Origin of the sequence: Hymenobacter crusticola (genome assembly GCF_002154225.1) — a bacterium.
Lineage (GTDB): Bacteria > Bacteroidota > Bacteroidia > Cytophagales > Hymenobacteraceae > Hymenobacter > Hymenobacter crusticola.
Genome location: NZ_MTSE01000013.1, coordinates 80999 through 96509, shown reverse-complemented (window position 1 = coordinate 96509; position 15511 = coordinate 80999). Strand labels below are relative to the sequence as shown.

At 54.4% G+C, this 15511-nt stretch carries 13 protein-coding genes; 5 read left to right on the top strand and 8 right to left on the bottom strand.

Annotated features, from left to right (window positions below):
* Nucleotides 1-224: 224 nt before the first annotated feature.
* Nucleotides 225-2276 carry an alpha-amylase family glycosyl hydrolase gene (locus BXP70_RS20180; protein WP_086595928.1) on the top strand — a complete coding sequence of 684 codons (2052 nt, stop codon included), beginning with the start codon at nt 225-227 and terminating at the stop codon, nt 2274-2276.
* Between the two features lie 181 nt (nt 2277-2457).
* On the opposite strand, the gene BXP70_RS20175 is transcribed toward BXP70_RS20180, so the two are convergent.
* The 4 genes from BXP70_RS20175 to BXP70_RS20160 all read right to left on the bottom strand — a co-directional run bounded on the left by BXP70_RS20175 (nt 2458) and on the right by BXP70_RS20160 (nt 6881).
* Nucleotides 2458-2673, bottom strand: a complete 216-nt coding sequence (locus BXP70_RS20175; protein ID WP_086595927.1) for a hypothetical protein — start codon at nt 2671-2673, stop codon at nt 2458-2460.
* A gap of 425 nt (nt 2674-3098) precedes the next feature.
* Nucleotides 3099-4694 (bottom strand): family 43 glycosylhydrolase, encoded by a 1596-nt coding sequence (locus BXP70_RS20170; protein ID WP_245849698.1) that lies wholly within the window; start codon nt 4692-4694, stop codon nt 3099-3101.
* A 783-nt stretch (nt 4695-5477) separates the two neighbouring features.
* Complete coding sequence (locus BXP70_RS20165; RefSeq protein ID WP_086595926.1) at nt 5478-5954, bottom strand: YdeI/OmpD-associated family protein; 477 nt, start codon at nt 5952-5954, stop codon at nt 5478-5480.
* 12 nt (nt 5955-5966) lie between these two features.
* Nucleotides 5967-6881 (bottom strand): glycosyltransferase family 4 protein, encoded by a 915-nt coding sequence (locus BXP70_RS20160; RefSeq protein WP_086595925.1) that lies wholly within the window; start codon nt 6879-6881, stop codon nt 5967-5969.
* Between the two features lie 205 nt (nt 6882-7086).
* Between BXP70_RS20160 and BXP70_RS20155 the strand changes: the two genes are divergently transcribed.
* Entirely contained in the window at nt 7087-9534 is a 2448-nt protein-coding gene (locus tag BXP70_RS20155) for a glycoside hydrolase family 31 protein (protein WP_086595924.1), read from the top strand.
* An 80-nt stretch (nt 9535-9614) separates the two neighbouring features.
* Here BXP70_RS20155 and BXP70_RS20150 read toward each other — a convergent pair whose 3' ends face one another.
* From BXP70_RS20150 to BXP70_RS20135, 4 genes are all read right to left on the bottom strand, one after another.
* Nucleotides 9615-9977, bottom strand: coding sequence for a hypothetical protein (locus BXP70_RS20150; RefSeq protein ID WP_086595923.1), 363 nt, complete (start codon nt 9975-9977; stop codon nt 9615-9617).
* A gap of 62 nt (nt 9978-10039) precedes the next feature.
* Entirely contained in the window at nt 10040-11029 is a 990-nt protein-coding gene (locus tag BXP70_RS20145) for a T9SS type A sorting domain-containing protein (RefSeq protein WP_086595922.1), read from the bottom strand.
* Between the two features lie 174 nt (nt 11030-11203).
* Entirely contained in the window at nt 11204-12052 is an 849-nt protein-coding gene (locus BXP70_RS20140) for a rhomboid family intramembrane serine protease (RefSeq protein WP_086595921.1), read from the bottom strand.
* A gap of 15 nt (nt 12053-12067) precedes the next feature.
* The gene (locus BXP70_RS20135) at nt 12068-13192 is read right to left on the bottom strand and encodes a hypothetical protein (RefSeq protein WP_086595920.1); all 1125 of its coding nucleotides are present in this window, start codon (nt 13190-13192) and stop codon (nt 12068-12070) included.
* A gap of 158 nt (nt 13193-13350) precedes the next feature.
* On the opposite strand from BXP70_RS20135, the gene BXP70_RS20130 reads away from it, so the two are divergent.
* From BXP70_RS20130 to BXP70_RS20120, 3 genes are all read left to right on the top strand, one after another.
* Entirely contained in the window at nt 13351-13662 is a 312-nt protein-coding gene (locus BXP70_RS20130; RefSeq protein WP_086595919.1) for a hypothetical protein, read from the top strand.
* A 71-nt stretch (nt 13663-13733) separates the two neighbouring features.
* Nucleotides 13734-14000, top strand: a complete 267-nt coding sequence (locus tag BXP70_RS29980; protein WP_086595918.1) for a hypothetical protein — start codon at nt 13734-13736, stop codon at nt 13998-14000.
* A 112-nt stretch (nt 14001-14112) separates the two neighbouring features.
* Complete coding sequence (locus BXP70_RS20120; RefSeq protein ID WP_086595917.1) at nt 14113-15429, top strand: serine hydrolase; 1317 nt, start codon at nt 14113-14115, stop codon at nt 15427-15429.
* Nucleotides 15430-15511: the final 82 nt, after the last annotated feature.

The window sequence follows — 15511 nt, the reverse complement described above, 5'->3', positions numbered from 1 at the left end:
TCAAGAAAGCCAACATTACGGTAAGAGCCTAGCCGAAAAGGCAAATTGTCATTCCCGGCCAAGCAAAAAACCTGAGTTACTTGCCTGCCGCATGTTCCTAAGCGCCGCTGTTCGCCCTGGCTGCTAGCAGGCTACCTAGGTGTTGGCCGGTCAGAAATGTTCTGCTACTAGTTCAGCCGCAAGTCACTCGTTATCGTAGCTTTAAAGCCAAAATCTCCCGCACTATGACTCTTGAAACTACTCCCGCCCCCACGCTCGCCCCTGTATTGCCGCTCGTGGAGCAAGATCCTTGGCTGGCACCCTACGAGCCCGTCTTGCTGGCCCGTCAAGCACGCTTAGAAGCACGCCTGGCCGTTATTCGGCAAGAGTACGGCTCCTTGGCGAAGTTCGCTACTGCTCACCAGTGGTTAGGGCTCAACTACGATCCTCGTCGCCGGGGCTACTGGTATCGGGAGTGGGCTCCGGCTGCCCAGGCCCTGTACCTCATTGGCGACTTCAACGGGTGGGACCGGCAAGCGACGCCGCTGCAAAAAGGCCCCAACGGGGTATGGGAGGTGTTTTTGCCCGATAAACAATACAGCGAAGCGCTCAGCCACTACAGCCGTTACAAAGTACACGTTGTTACCCAGCACGGGGCGAAAGATCGCCTGCCGGCAACGTTGCGCCGCGCCGTGCAGGACCCGCACACCAACGATTTCTCCGGGCAGGTGTGGCGGCCGAGCACTTCCTTCACCTGGACCGACCAAAAGTTTCGGATTCCAAACTGCGTGCGGGAGCCGTTCATCTACGAGTGCCACATCGGCATGGCTTCCGAAGAAGGCAAGGTGGGAAGCTACCTAGAGTTTGCGGAAAATATATTGCCGCGGGTGCAAGCGCTCGGCTACAACTGCTTGCAAATCATGGCCATCATGGAGCACCCTTACTATGGCTCCTTCGGCTACCACGTTGCTAATTTCTTTGCTGTTTCCTCGCGTTTCGGTACGCCGGAAGAACTAAAGCACCTAATTAATGAAGCCCACAACCGCGGCATTGCGGTGTTGCTCGATGTAGTGCACTCGCACGCCGTCAAGAACGAAGCCGAGGGCCTAGCTGATTTCGACGGTTCCGGCGGGCAGTATTTCCACGAAGGCGCTAGGGGCGACCATCCCGGCTGGGATTCCAAGCTGTTCAATTACGGCAAGTCCGAAGTGCAGCAGTATCTGCTGTCTAACCTACGCTATTGGCTGGAAGAGTTTCACTTCGATGGTTTCCGCTTCGATGGGGTAACCAGCATGCTGTACCTGCATCACGGTGAGGGCGTAGCATTTAGTACCTACGATCAATACTTCGGCCCCGAAGCCGACGACGATGCCATTTTGTACTTGCAACTGGCGGCTTCGCTGGTGAAAGAGCTGAAAGCAAGTGCCTTGCTTATTGCCGAAGATATGAGTGGCATGCCTGGTTTGTGCCGTCCCATTCAGGAGGGCGGCATTGGCTTCGATTACCGCCTGGGCATGGGCATTCCCGATTATTGGATCAAGCTGCTCAAGCACACCCCCGACGAAGCCTGGAACCTAGGTGACCTGTGGTACACACTTACCAACCGCCGCCAAGGAGAAAAAACGGTTGCTTACGCCGAGAGCCACGATCAAGCCTTGGTAGGAGACAAAACGCTGGCCCATTGGCTAATGGACGTGGCCTTGTACACGCACATGCGCCAAGACGACCCCGACCCCGTTGTGGCCCGCGGCGTGTCGCTGCACAAAATGATTCGGCTGCTTACGCTTTCATTGGGCGGCGAAGCCTACTTGAACTTCATTGGCAACGAATTCGGACACCCCGAGTGGGTTGATTTTCCGCGGCTAGGTAACAACTGGAGCTACCAACACGCGCGCCGGCAATGGTCGCTGGCCGACAACCCAGACCTGCGCTACCAGCAGTTGCAAAACTTCGATGGGGCCATGATTTCCACGGCCAAGCAGCGGCGCTTACTTGCCGCCGGGCAAGCAAAGCTGCTGAATAATGATCCGGAAAATCAGGTCTTGATCTTCGAGCGGGCGGGGCTGATTTTTGTGTTCAACTTTCACGTGAGTCGTAGCGTGCCCGATTATCGTTTCTTCGTGCCCACACCGAAGCGCTGCCGCTACCGCATTATACTCACCTCTGATAGTGGCCGCTTTGGAGGCTTCGACCGTATCGATGATACGCTGACGTACGAAACCTTCGGGGAAGACGGCGTTGAGAAACTAAGCCTCTACGTCACGAGCCGAACTGCACTGGTGCTCGCAAAAGTATAAAGCTAGGTATAGCAGGAGTTATGTTGTATTACACATCCAACCTGTTCGTGGATTTTCAAGCAAGTCACATGTTATTCTGATAAAGAGTGGTAGGTAGTTGTGCGCACCTAGCCTCAGACAAGCGAAGGGCGCCACGGAAGATTTCCGTGGCGCCCTTCGCTTGTCTGAGGCTAGGTGCTACTCAATGTTTTGCAGTACCACCTTCTTGGTTGCTGTCCTCTTTGGTTTGATCCGCATCGTTCATGGCGCGTTTCGTGTCGTCGCTGCCCGTTTCCTGCAAGGGCTGTTGGCCTGGCTTCTTCTTAATTGGAAATTCGTTTTGTCCGCTGTGCGCCATGCTCACGCGCTGGGCACCGCTCGATTCCTCATTGCTTGGGGCTGCATTCTCGTTGTTCATAGCTTGGTTGTGCTTGGGTGGAAAGAATCGTAAAAGGTCAGCACTTATAGCATGAACGTGGCTCGCACATACCTCACAAAAGCTTGGCTGTGATCTGGTTGAGCTTGCTGTACTATTTGCGCCAATAATCGTTTTTACGGACTTACTTCCGATGATGATCAACTTAGATTCAGCTTTTTTTCTGGCGCTTTACCGTTTCGCCGCGTAGTGTTGAGTTTGTTGCAAAGCTCGTAGGTTGAGCGTGAGGAAGTTGTTGTTAAATGAATTTTTTGACGCTGTTGAGCTATTAATAGGAAGCAGAAATCACTACAGTAGAGCTAACCTAACTCTCAGCAGGAGCTGTTCAGTACTACATAGGAAAGCCCCACGACTCCGACAGTTCTTATTGCCGGAGTCGTGGGGCTTATAAGCTAGGTCGGGAAACGCTAGCGTTGGTTGCGAATGGTGAAGCTATCAAAAGCTACCGTTACGTCTTCTGGCCCTTGTGCCAGCAGTCCTACGCGGATACCCCGATCCCAAGGTGGCAGGTACGTGCCGTTCACAGCGAAGGTATCCATCGGCATAGGCTGCCACGTTACGCCGTTGGTGCTGTAAGAGAAACGGTAGCGCTGACCGCCCCACGTCTCAACGCGCAAACCTAGGTTACGGGGTAGCTCTAAGCTTACTTCCGTCAGGCATTGCGTTTTTCCCTGTTTCACGTACCAGAGCTGCAACTTACCGTTGCCAGCCATGAGTGCAAGCGCGTTGTGCGGATCACCAACAGCCGTTAAGCCAGCGAACGTGCCAGTAGGAAGAGCAGCGGCGTTAAGCGAAGTAGTTGCTTTGTAAGTAGCTGCGTACGTGCGCTGGGCTACCATAGAGCCTAGTTGCTCTGGGCAAGCCGACAGCAACAGCTGGCCATCACCCACGCCCACTACGGGGCGCTTGCCAATAGGCCACTGCCAAGTACCAGCCAACTGATTGCTAGAGAAGTGGTCGGTGAGGTTGAGCAGGCCAACGTTGTGCAGCGGTGCAGCCTGTGGGCTATTACCCTCAAACTCCGGCCAGCCTTCCTCATTCCAAGTAAACTCGCTCAAGATGCCTTGGCGGCCTACAAACTCGTGGCTGCTGGCATGATAAGCGTGGTGTAGCAAGAACCAACGGCCGTCATACTCTGCAACGGTACCGTGGCCGGGGCAGCTCCAAGTCTTATTTTTCTTCAGGATAGGATTCTGCGGGCATTTCTCCCACGGACCTAGCAAGCTGCGCGAGCGAGCTACCCCGGTGGCATATGTGCAGCCGCTACCGCAGCAGCCGTTTCCAGCGTAGAACATGTAGAAATAACCACCGTGCTCTACGAAAGCTGAACCTTCTACGAGGTTGCCTTCCCAAGGCGCGTCGTTGCGGAATAGCTCATGCTTCTTGCCGATCAACTTCGTGCGCTGCTCGTTCATGCGCTGAGCCCAGATGGGGGTAGGCTTGCCATAAGCGTTGCCGTCCTCTTTCCACACTAGGTACAGCACGCCGTTCTCGTCGCGGAGCGGGAAGCCGTCGATAGAGCCGCGGCGCTGACCTACTAGCGGACCATGATCTACGTACGGCCCAGCCGGATCATCGGCACTGGCAATAGCAACGCACAACGGACCGCCTTTTTTGCGGGCTGTGTAGCAGATGTACGTTTTTCCGTTCTCGTGGCTGATTTCGGGTGCCCAGAAGCTAGTCTCGGCCCACTCAGGCTTATCCATGAACACGTGGCTCACTAGTTCCCAGTCTACCAGGTTCGTCGACTTGAACAATGGGAAAACAGGACCCCACTCGGCAGAGGTAGCGCTTGCCCAATATGTATCTCCAACTTTCGTGATAGTAGGATCCGGGAAGTCGCCGGGCAGCACTACGTTAGCATAGGTGGTCCGTGGGCGGGCAGTTACGGGTGGCGCAACGCTAACTACGGCAGTAGAATCAATGGGGGCTTGCCCCTGGCATTCCGAAGAGAGATCAAACAGAGCCGGGGTGAGGGCTCCTGTTTCCAAATCAAAAGACACAGTAGGGAAGAAAAAAGGGGTGGAACGAGGAAGAATCTAGGAGAAAGTCTATCGAACTAGCACAGTACAATTTGTGCGCCCATACCTATCACGAAGCAACTTGCAGCATGTAAAAGCATAAGCGGCATTGGGAAGACCAATGCAGGAAAGCGCGAAACATGCGGGAAGTCTGTGCGGGATGGGTGAGGAGAGAACGGGCTAAGTCGGGTTCTAGTACTCGATCAGACTAGAGAGCCGTTTAGGCGAAAGCAGCTATTCGTGTAAAGTGTACTTTTCTGCTAAGCGTAAACTTTTAATATCAAAGCTCGTACCAGCTTGCAAATAGGTACTAACTAAATGATGTATTAAGAAAACGGCCAGTTACTAGAGCTAGCCGTAGCTTGCCAATACTGCAACGATCCGTTACAACCAACGCAAGTTTAGAAACGTTTTGTATAAATTAAAGAAAATACACCAAGTTTTATTTGCGATATATTTTTTAAAGTATTTATAAATATCAACGAATTATAAAAGCATGTTACTGTTTAGCAAGACGTTGGCTTACTTTAATGTTTTGTTATATACCATAGAAGATAGTAAATGCTGCAAGCATAATAACTGGTAAGTATCAGTTGCCTTTGCAGGAGTTGTGCCAATATTATTCATTAGGCAGGGATATTAAGTCTAAAAGCCTTTAGTTACGGAAATAAAGCAATGGTTCTCCTATAAGTATTAAATAAATAATATATAAAAAGCCGCCACCTAGCCTAACTAGATGACGGCATAAGATATTTTGAGCAGAAATTAACTCAGCTTTTTGCCTGCTTTAATTAATTCTAACGCCTCATGCAGACGCTTCATGCGGGTTTCGGCTTTTTTTGCGCGCTCAATCCACCGCGCATATTCCTTGCGGTGCGCGTAAGCAAGCTGGTCGAAGGCACTGTTCAGGCCTGCCTTGTTGAGAGCGTGTGCTAAATCGTCGGGAATGAGAACGGAGCGCTCTTCGATATCCGGCGCCATGACCACGTGCACAATGGTTCCCCAAGTTTTGTCGATGGCGTTGCGGATTTCTTTGCGCACCACCATAATGTGTTCGCCTTCACCGTTCGGGACCAAAGGTAGTCGAAACGGAAATCCATCGATGGTGCCGCGTACATGTAGTTGGCCGCGGGTGCCAAATACCTCGGGTACGCTGAATGGTACGGTAAGGAAAACGCCGCCATCAGCGCCGTGCAATTCTAGCTCGGCGTCGAAGGCCTGCTGGGGAGCATCAATGTTCATTCGACAAAAGTACTAAGAAGCTAGCCCAAGTGGCCGAACGGCGGCCAGCAACGCTTCATCGTCGTAAGCGGCTACCACGCGTACTTGCTCCGCCGACAGATCATATTCCGCAATGAGGCGCTGGGCTACGGCCTCCGAATCAGCTAAAACCAGATCGGCGCGGCGCAATGCTAAACGCTCTAGCTCCAGGCCCCAGCCACGGTCGGCGGGCGTGTCGCGGTCGGTGGCGAGGGAGTGCACGTGCAACACGAGCGGGCGACCGGTGGCCTGACGAATCTCCAAAGCCGCTAGCCACACAGGCCAATCCATGGCGTAAATAACGGCAAACTGCTCGGCTAAGGCTAGGCGCGTGGCAAACCGGGCGTACTGAATAACCCGAAAATTTAGGTCGTCGCCCTCGATGGGAGGAGTCCGCAATGTTTCTAGGGCTTCCGTCAGGGTAGCGCGGTCGTGCGAAAGCATCAAGGGCACGAACGAAGTGCCAGGAGCTGTCGTGTCAGTAGAGGTTGATGCAGTATATTCTCCTAGGTCCTGCGCTTCTTCGGTGCTTGGCTCCGCTGCCTCAATCGCAAAGCTATCTTGGTTCAGCAGACCACCGGCCACCGGAATCTCTTCTTGACTTTCTTCTACGTTGTGGGTAGCTCCTACGTAAGGAGCTGCAGGGGCTTCCCATGCTCCAGCCGGTCGATTAATAGGGGCGCCGGCGGCGGCTTCTAGGTCAGAAAGCTGAAGATCGGCAAGACCAGTGATGTGAGCATGCGGTATTTCTTCGCCAGAGGAGCCAGGTAAATGCGGCAGGATAACGGACAAGGTAGCTTGAGGAGAAAGGCTGCGAGCTAGCTCAAGCGGAGCCGGTTGAGGCGAGCCCGAATGCTGCGGCGTATCATCCCAGCCTAGTAATAACAACGTAAAATTTTGAGAATTCATGAAAAAAAGCGCTGGCAAAGAAAAATATATAACAAGCTGAATTTCTCGCTAAAAAACCGCTGGCCTAGATTTTGGGTAAGGCCTTCTGAATGATAGGCAAAAATCGCGGCAATGATTTTTACCTTGCGAACTTAACTGTATCTCTCCGGTTGAACTAAAATTTCTTTTCAACCTCACTCTCTCAGCCCTCAAGCCCTAGCTGCTTATGATTCAGGAAAATAACTACATGATCAATGATCTGGCCGCAAAAGCCAAGCAGGAGCTGTTTCCTGCGCAGGTTGTGCGAAGCCAGCAGCAAGGTCATGACTTTCTTTTTGTTTGCGAAAATAGCGTTCAATTACAATTACAAGTAATCACGGACAAAATTCTCCGGTTTCGTTACGCAACAGAAGTAGGCTTCACTCCCGATTTTAGCTACGCTATTCCGGCTGACCGACCGCGGCAAGCGCCGCAATTTCTGGAATTTCGCGAAAAACCTGATCATTTTCGGATTACGACCGACCGGCTTATTTGCACCATTGCGAAGGCCGACTTGCATGTGCGCATTCTCGACCGCTCGGGCACCATCTTGAGCGAAGATGATAAAGGCTTCCACTGGCAACACAACGACGACACCGGCAACGACATCGTGAAGATGAGCAAGCAGGTGCAAAGCGGCGTATGCTACTACGGTCTTGGTGATAAGCCCGAGAACATGAACCTGCGCGGGAAGCGCTTCATGAACTGGGGCTCTGACACCTATGGGTACGTGAAGGGCTCCGACCCACTTTACAAAAACATTCCCTTTTACCTAGAGCTACACCAGAAGATTGCGCACGGCATTTTCTTCGATAACAGCTTTAAGGCTTTTTTCGACTTTGCGGCAGAGCGTGCCGACGTGACCAGCTTCTGGGCCGAAGGCGGCGAGATGAATTATTATTTCATCTACGGGCCTACGCTCACGGAAGTAACAGAGGAATATACACGCCTGACGTGCCCACCCGAGCTGCCACCGCTGTGGGCCCTAGGGTATCATCAGTGTAAGTGGAGCTACTTTCCGGAAAGCAACGTCAAAAAAATTGCGGCTGGCTTCCGCGAGCGGCAGATTCCGTGCGACGCGTTGTACCTCGACATCGACTACATGGACGGGTATCGGTGCTTTACGTGGAGCCCGACGCACTTCCCCGAGCCCAAGCGCATGATCAAGGAGCTAGCTGACGATGGCTTTAAGCTCGTGGTTATCATCGATCCAGGCATCAAGATTGACCCAGAGTACAGCGTATATAATGAGGCGCTGGAGCAAGATTTCTTCTGCCGACGGGCTGATGGCCCGCTGATGCGCGGCTCTGTATGGCCGGGCCTATGCAACTTCCCCGACTACACCAAGCCAGCAGTACGCGAGTGGTGGTCGGGCTTGTTTAAGGGCTTGATTGCGGAAGACGGCGTGCGGGGCGTGTGGAACGACATGAACGAACCCGCTGTGTTTGAAAAAGGCACCTTCCCCGACGATGTGCGCTTTCACTACGAAGGCCATTCGGGCTCGCATCGGAAAGCTCACAACATTTACGGTATGCAAATGGCGCGGGCTACGGCCGCGGGGGTGAAGCGCTTCTCGTACCCGAATCGCCCCTTCACCATCACGCGTAGCACCTACGCGGGTGGGCAACGGTACTCCTCGGCCTGGACCGGCGACAACATTGCGAGTTGGGAACACCTCTGGCTGGCCAATATTCAGTGCCAGCGCCTGAGCATCTCCGGTTTCTCGTTTGTGGGCTCCGATGTGGGCGGTTTTGTGGAGACGCCAGATGGCGAGCTGTATGTGCGCTGGGTTGCGCTGGCCGCTTTCCACCCATTCTTCCGCACCCACAGCTCCGGCGACCATGGCGACCAAGAACCTTGGTCGTTTGGCGAAGAGTATATGGTGCTGGCGCGTCACTTCATTTCGCTGCGCTACCGCCTGCTGCCGTACATGTACACCACGTTCTGGCAGTATGTGCAAAACGGCACGCCCATGTTGCGTCCGCTCGCTTTCATTGATCAGAACGACACGGATACATACCTGCGCATGGCGGAGTTCTCGCTCGGCGACCACCTGCTTGTGTGCCCCATCACAACGCCTGGCGTGGATGGCCGCTGGATGTATCTGCCGAAAGGACAGTGGTATTACTACTGGACGAATGAACTGAAATCGGGCGGAGCCGAAGTGTGGGCCAGCGCCAACCTCGATCGTATTCCGCTGTTTGTGCGAGCTGGAGCTGTTATTCCTTTCTACCCGCTCATGCAGTATGTGGGCGAAAAAGTAGTGGAAGAAATAACCCTACACGTCTATTATAAAAAGGGGCAGGAGGCCAGCGTGCTCTACGACGACGGCGGCGAAGGCTACGCATACCAGGAAGGCAAAAGCACTACCCGTCGTTTCACCGTGTTGGGTACCGACACCAGCCTCACGCTAAAGCAGGAGATAGAAGGTGAGTATAAACCTAGCTTCGCCACCTACAACGTAGTGTTGCACGGCTTGCCCTTCGAAACGACAAGCCAAATCGTTGATGGCGAAGCAATGAACCTCGATGAGCACATCACCGACACGGGCCTGACGCTGCCGAGCATGATCGTTGGTGTTGGCTTCGGAGAAGTAGTGCTGAAGGGCAACGTCATTCCAGTAGTGGTCAGCTAGGGTACATACCAATTGATATATAAATACAAACGGCCCGCAGATAGCTCTGCGGGCCGTTTTGTTATGAAGCTAACCTAGGTTTAGGCTGCTTGAAAGCCAGAGGCTTGGCGCAAGGTGCGCTCGTTGCCAGTAGCTGGGTCAGCATAGCTACGGTCGCCAACTTCAATGGAGACTTTCTTGCCAATTAGCTGCTTGGTATCGAGGTCCTTACCTGCTTCGTGTGCAATACCTGCGGCTTCGTACAAACCTAGGATGATAGGCAAGCCAGCAGGCGAATTGTAGAAGCGCTGGTTGACAAAGCCATCTTCATTTTCAAAGCGAACGGCAAAGAAAGGCACGTTTTGGTGTTCGCTCGTGCCTTCTTCGATGTCCGTAATTTCGACCGTGTGGCGGCCATCGGGTAGGAATGCTTTGTCCTGACCCTCTTCAACTTGAATTTTCATAGCGTTAGGTGGTTTTCCCACTGCTAACGCAAGGTCCTATGGTTCGGTTGACCTAGCTTCCTTTATTGAAGCTGAAGCTTGCGTACTACCACGCCCTCGGGTGTATCTAAGCGGAGTAGATACACGCCAGCGGGCTTGCCGCGCAAGTCGAGTTGTCGTCCGTTGGCGGCGCTAGCAGGCGCGGCGGCTTGCTGCAGCACTACTTTACCGAGAGCATCGGTTACGCTGAGCGGCGCCGTTGCTACGCTAGCTTTTTGCAAGGAAGCTAGCGAGAAGACGCCGTTGGAGCTAGGGTTGGGGTAAACGCTGAGGGTTGCTGCTACAGCTGGGCTGGCGTTTGCCGTCGTGAAGGAGAAGGAAACGTCGTCAATGGTCAAAGCTGCGCTAGAGGAGAACACCTGGTTGCCGCCAACGCTGAAGCCAAGTCGCAGCGAATCAGGTGCTTCTGTAGAAGTGTACGTAATAGGAACACTAAACTGCTTGTAAGTCGTTGTGCCTGGCGTAATTAAGTTGGTAGTTGTGCTGCTAGCGGCACCAACAATAAACCCACCATTCTTCAAATTTCCCTTACTAAGTGCCAAGGCAACCTGCGCCTGATCGGTGCTTATGCCTGCAAATTTGTACCAGAAAGTAAGTTGGGCTGGGCGAGCTGTGTAGGGAACACCGCGCGAGCGACTAATGTCAGCTACAGCCTCGGGATTAGTGAGGAGTTCATCTATCGTAACCCTAAAACGGTCACCTAGTAGCAGAATAGATGGAACAGGTCGCGCAATAAAAAGAGTAGTAATTGTTTTTGGAGTAAGTTGGGCAGCAAAAGAGCCAGCGTGAGTGTCAGTGGACTTCGTAACCAAACGTGTTGCATTGGGCGTCAAAGGAGTTAGCAGCTGGTTTAGTATATCATCCGCCGTGAGCCAACCTTGCGGGCGTTCGTTGTTCAACGGACGCGTTTCCCAAGTCTCAAATCCTGCATTGGGGACAGCAGTTTGGGCGGCAGCTTCGCCGGCGTATAGTAAGCCAGCAGCGCAAAGAAGAGTACGTAGATGATTTTTCATACAGGGATGGATGAGAAGCAAAAAGGTAGAAGAAAGTAGGTGAATGAGAAGCACCTAGGCTACTCCGGTAAATATAGCCTGTACTGTATTGAGGAAAGATAGGTTTGAATTTTATTTGTGTGTGAACAGCCGTAATTGGTATGCAAAACGCGAAGGAAGCGTACTGCGGTGCCGTTAGTGTTCACCAACAGCTCTACGAGGCATAAGCACACCAATCAGAACACCCGTGAGCAATCCGCCAAGGTGAGCAGCATTATCCGTGTTGCCAGCGCCTTCTAGCCCGGCCAGCAAGCTGGAAAGCATGAGGTACAGCAGCAGGCCAAACAAAGGACGACGGTGCTGCTGGCTTAAAGGCGTGTTCTTTGCAAAAGCAATGGCAAGCAGCAGCCCATAAAGCCCGAAAATAGCACCAGAGGCACCTACGGAATTAACGCCATTCGGCATGTGCCACCATAAGCTAGCTAGGCTACCGCCTAAGCCGCTCAACAAGTATCCGAACAGCAGGCGGGCGCGCCCAAGCAACGGCTCTGCGAGTAAGCCAAGCACCACTAAGGTGCCCGCATTGAGTAGCAAGTGAGCTGGCCCTCCGTGCAAAAAGCAGCAAGTGAGTAGCCGCCAGGGCTGCCCATGTAAGGTAAGCGGCGAGAAATTAGAACCCCACGCCACCAAGTCGGCGGAACGTGGCGCAAGCAAGTTGCCCCCAGCAAGGCCCATCAGGAGGTAAACCACCAGGTTTGCGTCGAGCAGGAGGGAGGTAACGACGTGGGAACCAGTGGGCCAGAATAGGGTCCGGGCGAGGTCCCTTCCTTCGTCGAGCCAAGTCCGTGGCGGCGGCGGTATAGCCGATGAAGGCAACACGTGGCCTGGCAGCTCGGCCGGGATAAGCTCCCGGCGTTGTAGCTCGCGCACAGCAGCTTGCACCAGCGGCGCCGGATAGCGGCGAGCATACTGGGTGAGGTAAAGTAGCTCAGCGTCCGTTTTGTGGGCTAGGGGCTCGGATGAGGGAAGTGGGTCGGCCTCCATTACCTAGGATGTAGATTAGTCTGCTGGGTGGCTTGCGATGAAGCGCAGTGTTCCTTTGGTGAACACCACGACGGCGCCGTCGTGAGCTTGTGGCCCAAAGTAGCGTACGGCAGCTGTGGGCTGCACCACCAAAATTCGCCCTAGCGAGTCGGTGGGTAGGTATCGTATTTCGGCCGGGGGCGCCCCGCTAGAAGGGTCGCTGTGGAACAGCTTGCCGTTGAGGATATACACGGGGTTGGCGCCGGCCTTCGGCTCCGGCAAACTGGCGACTAGCTGCGCGCCCTCGGGAAAATCACCTCGCTTGGGAGTGTCCATGGGCGTGAGGCTAGTCAGCCTGCGGTGGCTGGCAGGCACCCCGAGCAACACCTGACGCAGGTAAAAGGCTGAGTCGCGGTGCGTGTGCGTGGTGGGAATGAAAGCGGGCAAGCCCTGCGCCTGCTGAAAAGCCATTTCGTTGATCATGTACGCGCGCAGTGTCGCGGCATGCGCTATCACGGCCAGTTGCTTTTGCATAGTCGGCTGGAGCTTGTGGTCGTATTTGAGCACATAGGAGAGACTGCGCCACTGTTCGCTGTTCATCTTCAACAAACCAGAAAATCGATCATCGGTTTTGTTTTGGATGGCTTGCTTGTACAGGTCTTCTGCTTGATTTTCGGCTGCCCAGTAGCGCCTAGCCAGCAGCAGGTACTTGCGCGTGGCCGTTGTGTCGGCCCGTTCGGTGGCAGGCAGCAAGGCTTTTTGACGCAGCACTTGCGTGATAATCAGCGAGTCGAAGGTTTGAACTGGGCGTAGCGCCACGGCTTTGAGTGCTGCTGGCGCTGCCTTCGGCGCTTTTCTGGCGGCTGGCGCAGAAGCGTCATACTGATGCCAACCGAGCAGGGCCAGGACCAGCAACCCTAGGCCTAGGGCAGGTGCTACCCAACGTCGCTCCGCTGGCAAATCAGCAAACTCTGGCTCGGTGGCGGTACCCGCTGAGGTTGACTCGGGCCGCGTGTCGAAGCCGCGCTGGTGCAGCTCGCGCCGGGCGGCGGCCACTACATCGGGATGATAAAACTCGGGGTGTTGGATAAGATAACGCAGTTCCGCTTCCGTTTTCTGGCGGAACGAATCGGCAGGGTTGGCAGCCGGAGAGGAAGACATAAATCGAAAAAAATCGGCGACGCGAAAAAGTAGAAGATAACTTCCCTAAGTTGCGCAAAAGCTGTGCAACATTCGTACAAGCGCAAAACCACCTTGCTAAGGCCGCGTATATCGTGTGCTACTTCTCACCTCATACTCGTCAGACAGACGCTAGGACTATGGCAGAAAACAAGGAAATTCCCACCGATGCCCAAGCTATTGAGCAAGAGGGCACAGCACAGCCCAACCAGCGTCAGCCGGAAGGGCGCCAGTTCCCCGACAATCACTCCGACGCGCTACGAGGCCTCAACGCCGACGACAGCTCCGGCAGCGGCGGCACCGAAGGAGGGCATGAAATCGAGGGGAAAAATGTGAGCACCAGCACCCACTACGAGAAGCCCGGCAACGCCGATGAAGGCGACGTAGGCGGAAGCACCACCTCCAGCGGAACGGGAGTTTCGGGAGGTGAAACCGGCAAAGTGTCATTGTAAGTAGTACCTTTCTGCCGCCGGCAGCAACGTGCGGCGGTTTCTTTCTTATCCACTTTTCTCTTGTTTCACTTATGGCTATTAAAACCCTGAACAGCCCAGCAAGCGGTAGCCAAACGGCTTTCGCGGACGACGATGTGTACACCCTAACGGCCCGCGCTACCCAAGGCGGTCCAGATGATGACGACGACCTCGACGATGACGAGGACTTCGATGATGATGACGATCTGGATGTTGACGATGACCTAGAAGATGATGATCTGGATGATGTTGACGACCTCGACGACGACTTCGACGATGACCTCGCCGACGAAGAGGACGATGACGACGACCTAGCCTAGGTTATCCACCAAGTTAGCATGTTGCATTTGGCGACCTAAAAGGACCGCCACCACCCGTGGAAAACGGTAGCACTGTAGCTCAGAAGTTTGGGATAGACTATCTTCCCAACCCATGAATACTTTGCTTTCTGTACGCCGCTGGTGGTGGCGGTCTTTTTTTGTAGTGGCGGGCTTACTCAGCAGCCAAGTAAGCAGGGCGCAGCTAGGTAGTCCTCTGCGCCGCGTGTTGCGCGCCGATACAACGGTGTTTGGCCGCATCCTGCGGCAGCCGGACCGTTATCGGGTGCAAATTCTTTACACACGCATTAACCGCGACGCCCAAAACCGGCCGCACTTTCGCACCTACGGCTACCACGTACGGCCCCACGAGTACTTCTACCCAGCCAGCACCGTGAAGCTGCCGGCCGCCGTGCTAGCCCTGCAGAAGCTAGGTCAGCTGCGCCCGCAAGTGCCCGGACTAACACCTGATTCGCCGTTGCGGATTGATTCGGCGTTTGCTGGCCAATCCAATGTGCGGCGCGATACCAGCGCGGCCAACGGGCGAGCGAGCCTGGCGCAGTACATTCGCAAGGTGCTGCTGGTGAGCGATAACGATGCGTTTAATCGGCTGTATGAGTTCGTTGGGCAAGGGCCGCTCAATGAGGAGCTGCACCGGCGCGGCTACAGCTCGGCGCGCATCATTCACCGGCTCTCCGTAGGCGACCAGGAGCCCGGGTCCCGCCACACCAATCCCCTGACGTTCTACGCCGATACGGCTCTGCAACGCCCTTTGTACCTCCAACCGGCGGCGTTCAACGAGAAGCCTTTCCCAACCGTGCGGCGCGACAACTTGCTCGTTGGCAAGGCTTATATGCAGGGCGACAAGCGCGTGGATGGTTCTGAGAACACCGTTCGGGTAAATAAGCCGATGGACTTCGCCACAAAGAATTTTATTTCCCTGACCGACCTGCAAGGCGTCCTACGTGCCGTGCTCTTCCCCGAAGCGGTACCCGCAAAGCAGCGCTTCCAACTGGGTGAAGAAGATTATGCCTTTTTGCGCTGCTACCTGAGCATGCTACCCCGTGAAAGCGCGCACCCGCGCTATAAAGTCAAAGAGTTTCCCGACAACTACGTGAAGTTTTTGTTGGCAGGTGGTCCGGCGGGGCCATTGCCGATGGGAGTACGTATCTTCAACAAAATTGGGCAGGCTTACGGTTTTCTGATCGACAACGCCTACATCGTGGACCTAGACCGCAACGTGGAATTCATGCTCTCGGCGGTGATTTATGCCAACTCCGACGAGGTGCTGAACGACGACCACTACGATTATGATACGATTGGTTTTCCTTTTCTACGCGACCTAGGTCGGACCGTGTATCAGTATGAGCTGCAGCGCCCACGCCGTCACAAGCCTGACCTTAGCCGTTTTCGACTGCGCTACACTGAGTAAGGTGCCGAGTAGGGTACTTCAACTAGTACCATCGGGCGGAGTACGATTTGCCGGACCTAGCTAAAGCAATTGCAAGAGGAAG

Coding starts and splice junctions, on each gene's coding strand:
- BXP70_RS20160 (WP_086595925.1), bottom strand. CDS start 6,881: ATGAATTCTCAAAATTTTACGTTGTTATTACTAGGCTGGGATGATACG.
- BXP70_RS20140 (WP_086595921.1), bottom strand. CDS start 12,052: ATGGAGGCCGACCCACTTCCCTCATCCGAGCCCCTAGCCCACAAAACG.
- BXP70_RS20155 (WP_086595924.1), top strand. CDS start 7,087: ATGATTCAGGAAAATAACTACATGATCAATGATCTGGCCGCAAAAGCC.
- BXP70_RS20145 (WP_086595922.1), bottom strand. CDS start 11,029: ATGAAAAATCATCTACGTACTCTTCTTTGCGCTGCTGGCTTACTATAC.
- BXP70_RS20165 (WP_086595926.1), bottom strand. CDS start 5,954: ATGAACATTGATGCTCCCCAGCAGGCCTTCGACGCCGAGCTAGAATTG.
- BXP70_RS20180 (WP_086595928.1), top strand. CDS start 225: ATGACTCTTGAAACTACTCCCGCCCCCACGCTCGCCCCTGTATTGCCG.
- BXP70_RS20130 (WP_086595919.1), top strand. CDS start 13,351: ATGGCAGAAAACAAGGAAATTCCCACCGATGCCCAAGCTATTGAGCAA.
- BXP70_RS20120 (WP_086595917.1), top strand. CDS start 14,113: ATGAATACTTTGCTTTCTGTACGCCGCTGGTGGTGGCGGTCTTTTTTT.
- BXP70_RS29980 (WP_086595918.1), top strand. CDS start 13,734: ATGGCTATTAAAACCCTGAACAGCCCAGCAAGCGGTAGCCAAACGGCT.
- BXP70_RS20150 (WP_086595923.1), bottom strand. CDS start 9,977: ATGAAAATTCAAGTTGAAGAGGGTCAGGACAAAGCATTCCTACCCGAT.
- BXP70_RS20175 (WP_086595927.1), bottom strand. CDS start 2,673: ATGAACAACGAGAATGCAGCCCCAAGCAATGAGGAATCGAGCGGTGCC.
- BXP70_RS20135 (WP_086595920.1), bottom strand. CDS start 13,192: ATGTCTTCCTCTCCGGCTGCCAACCCTGCCGATTCGTTCCGCCAGAAA.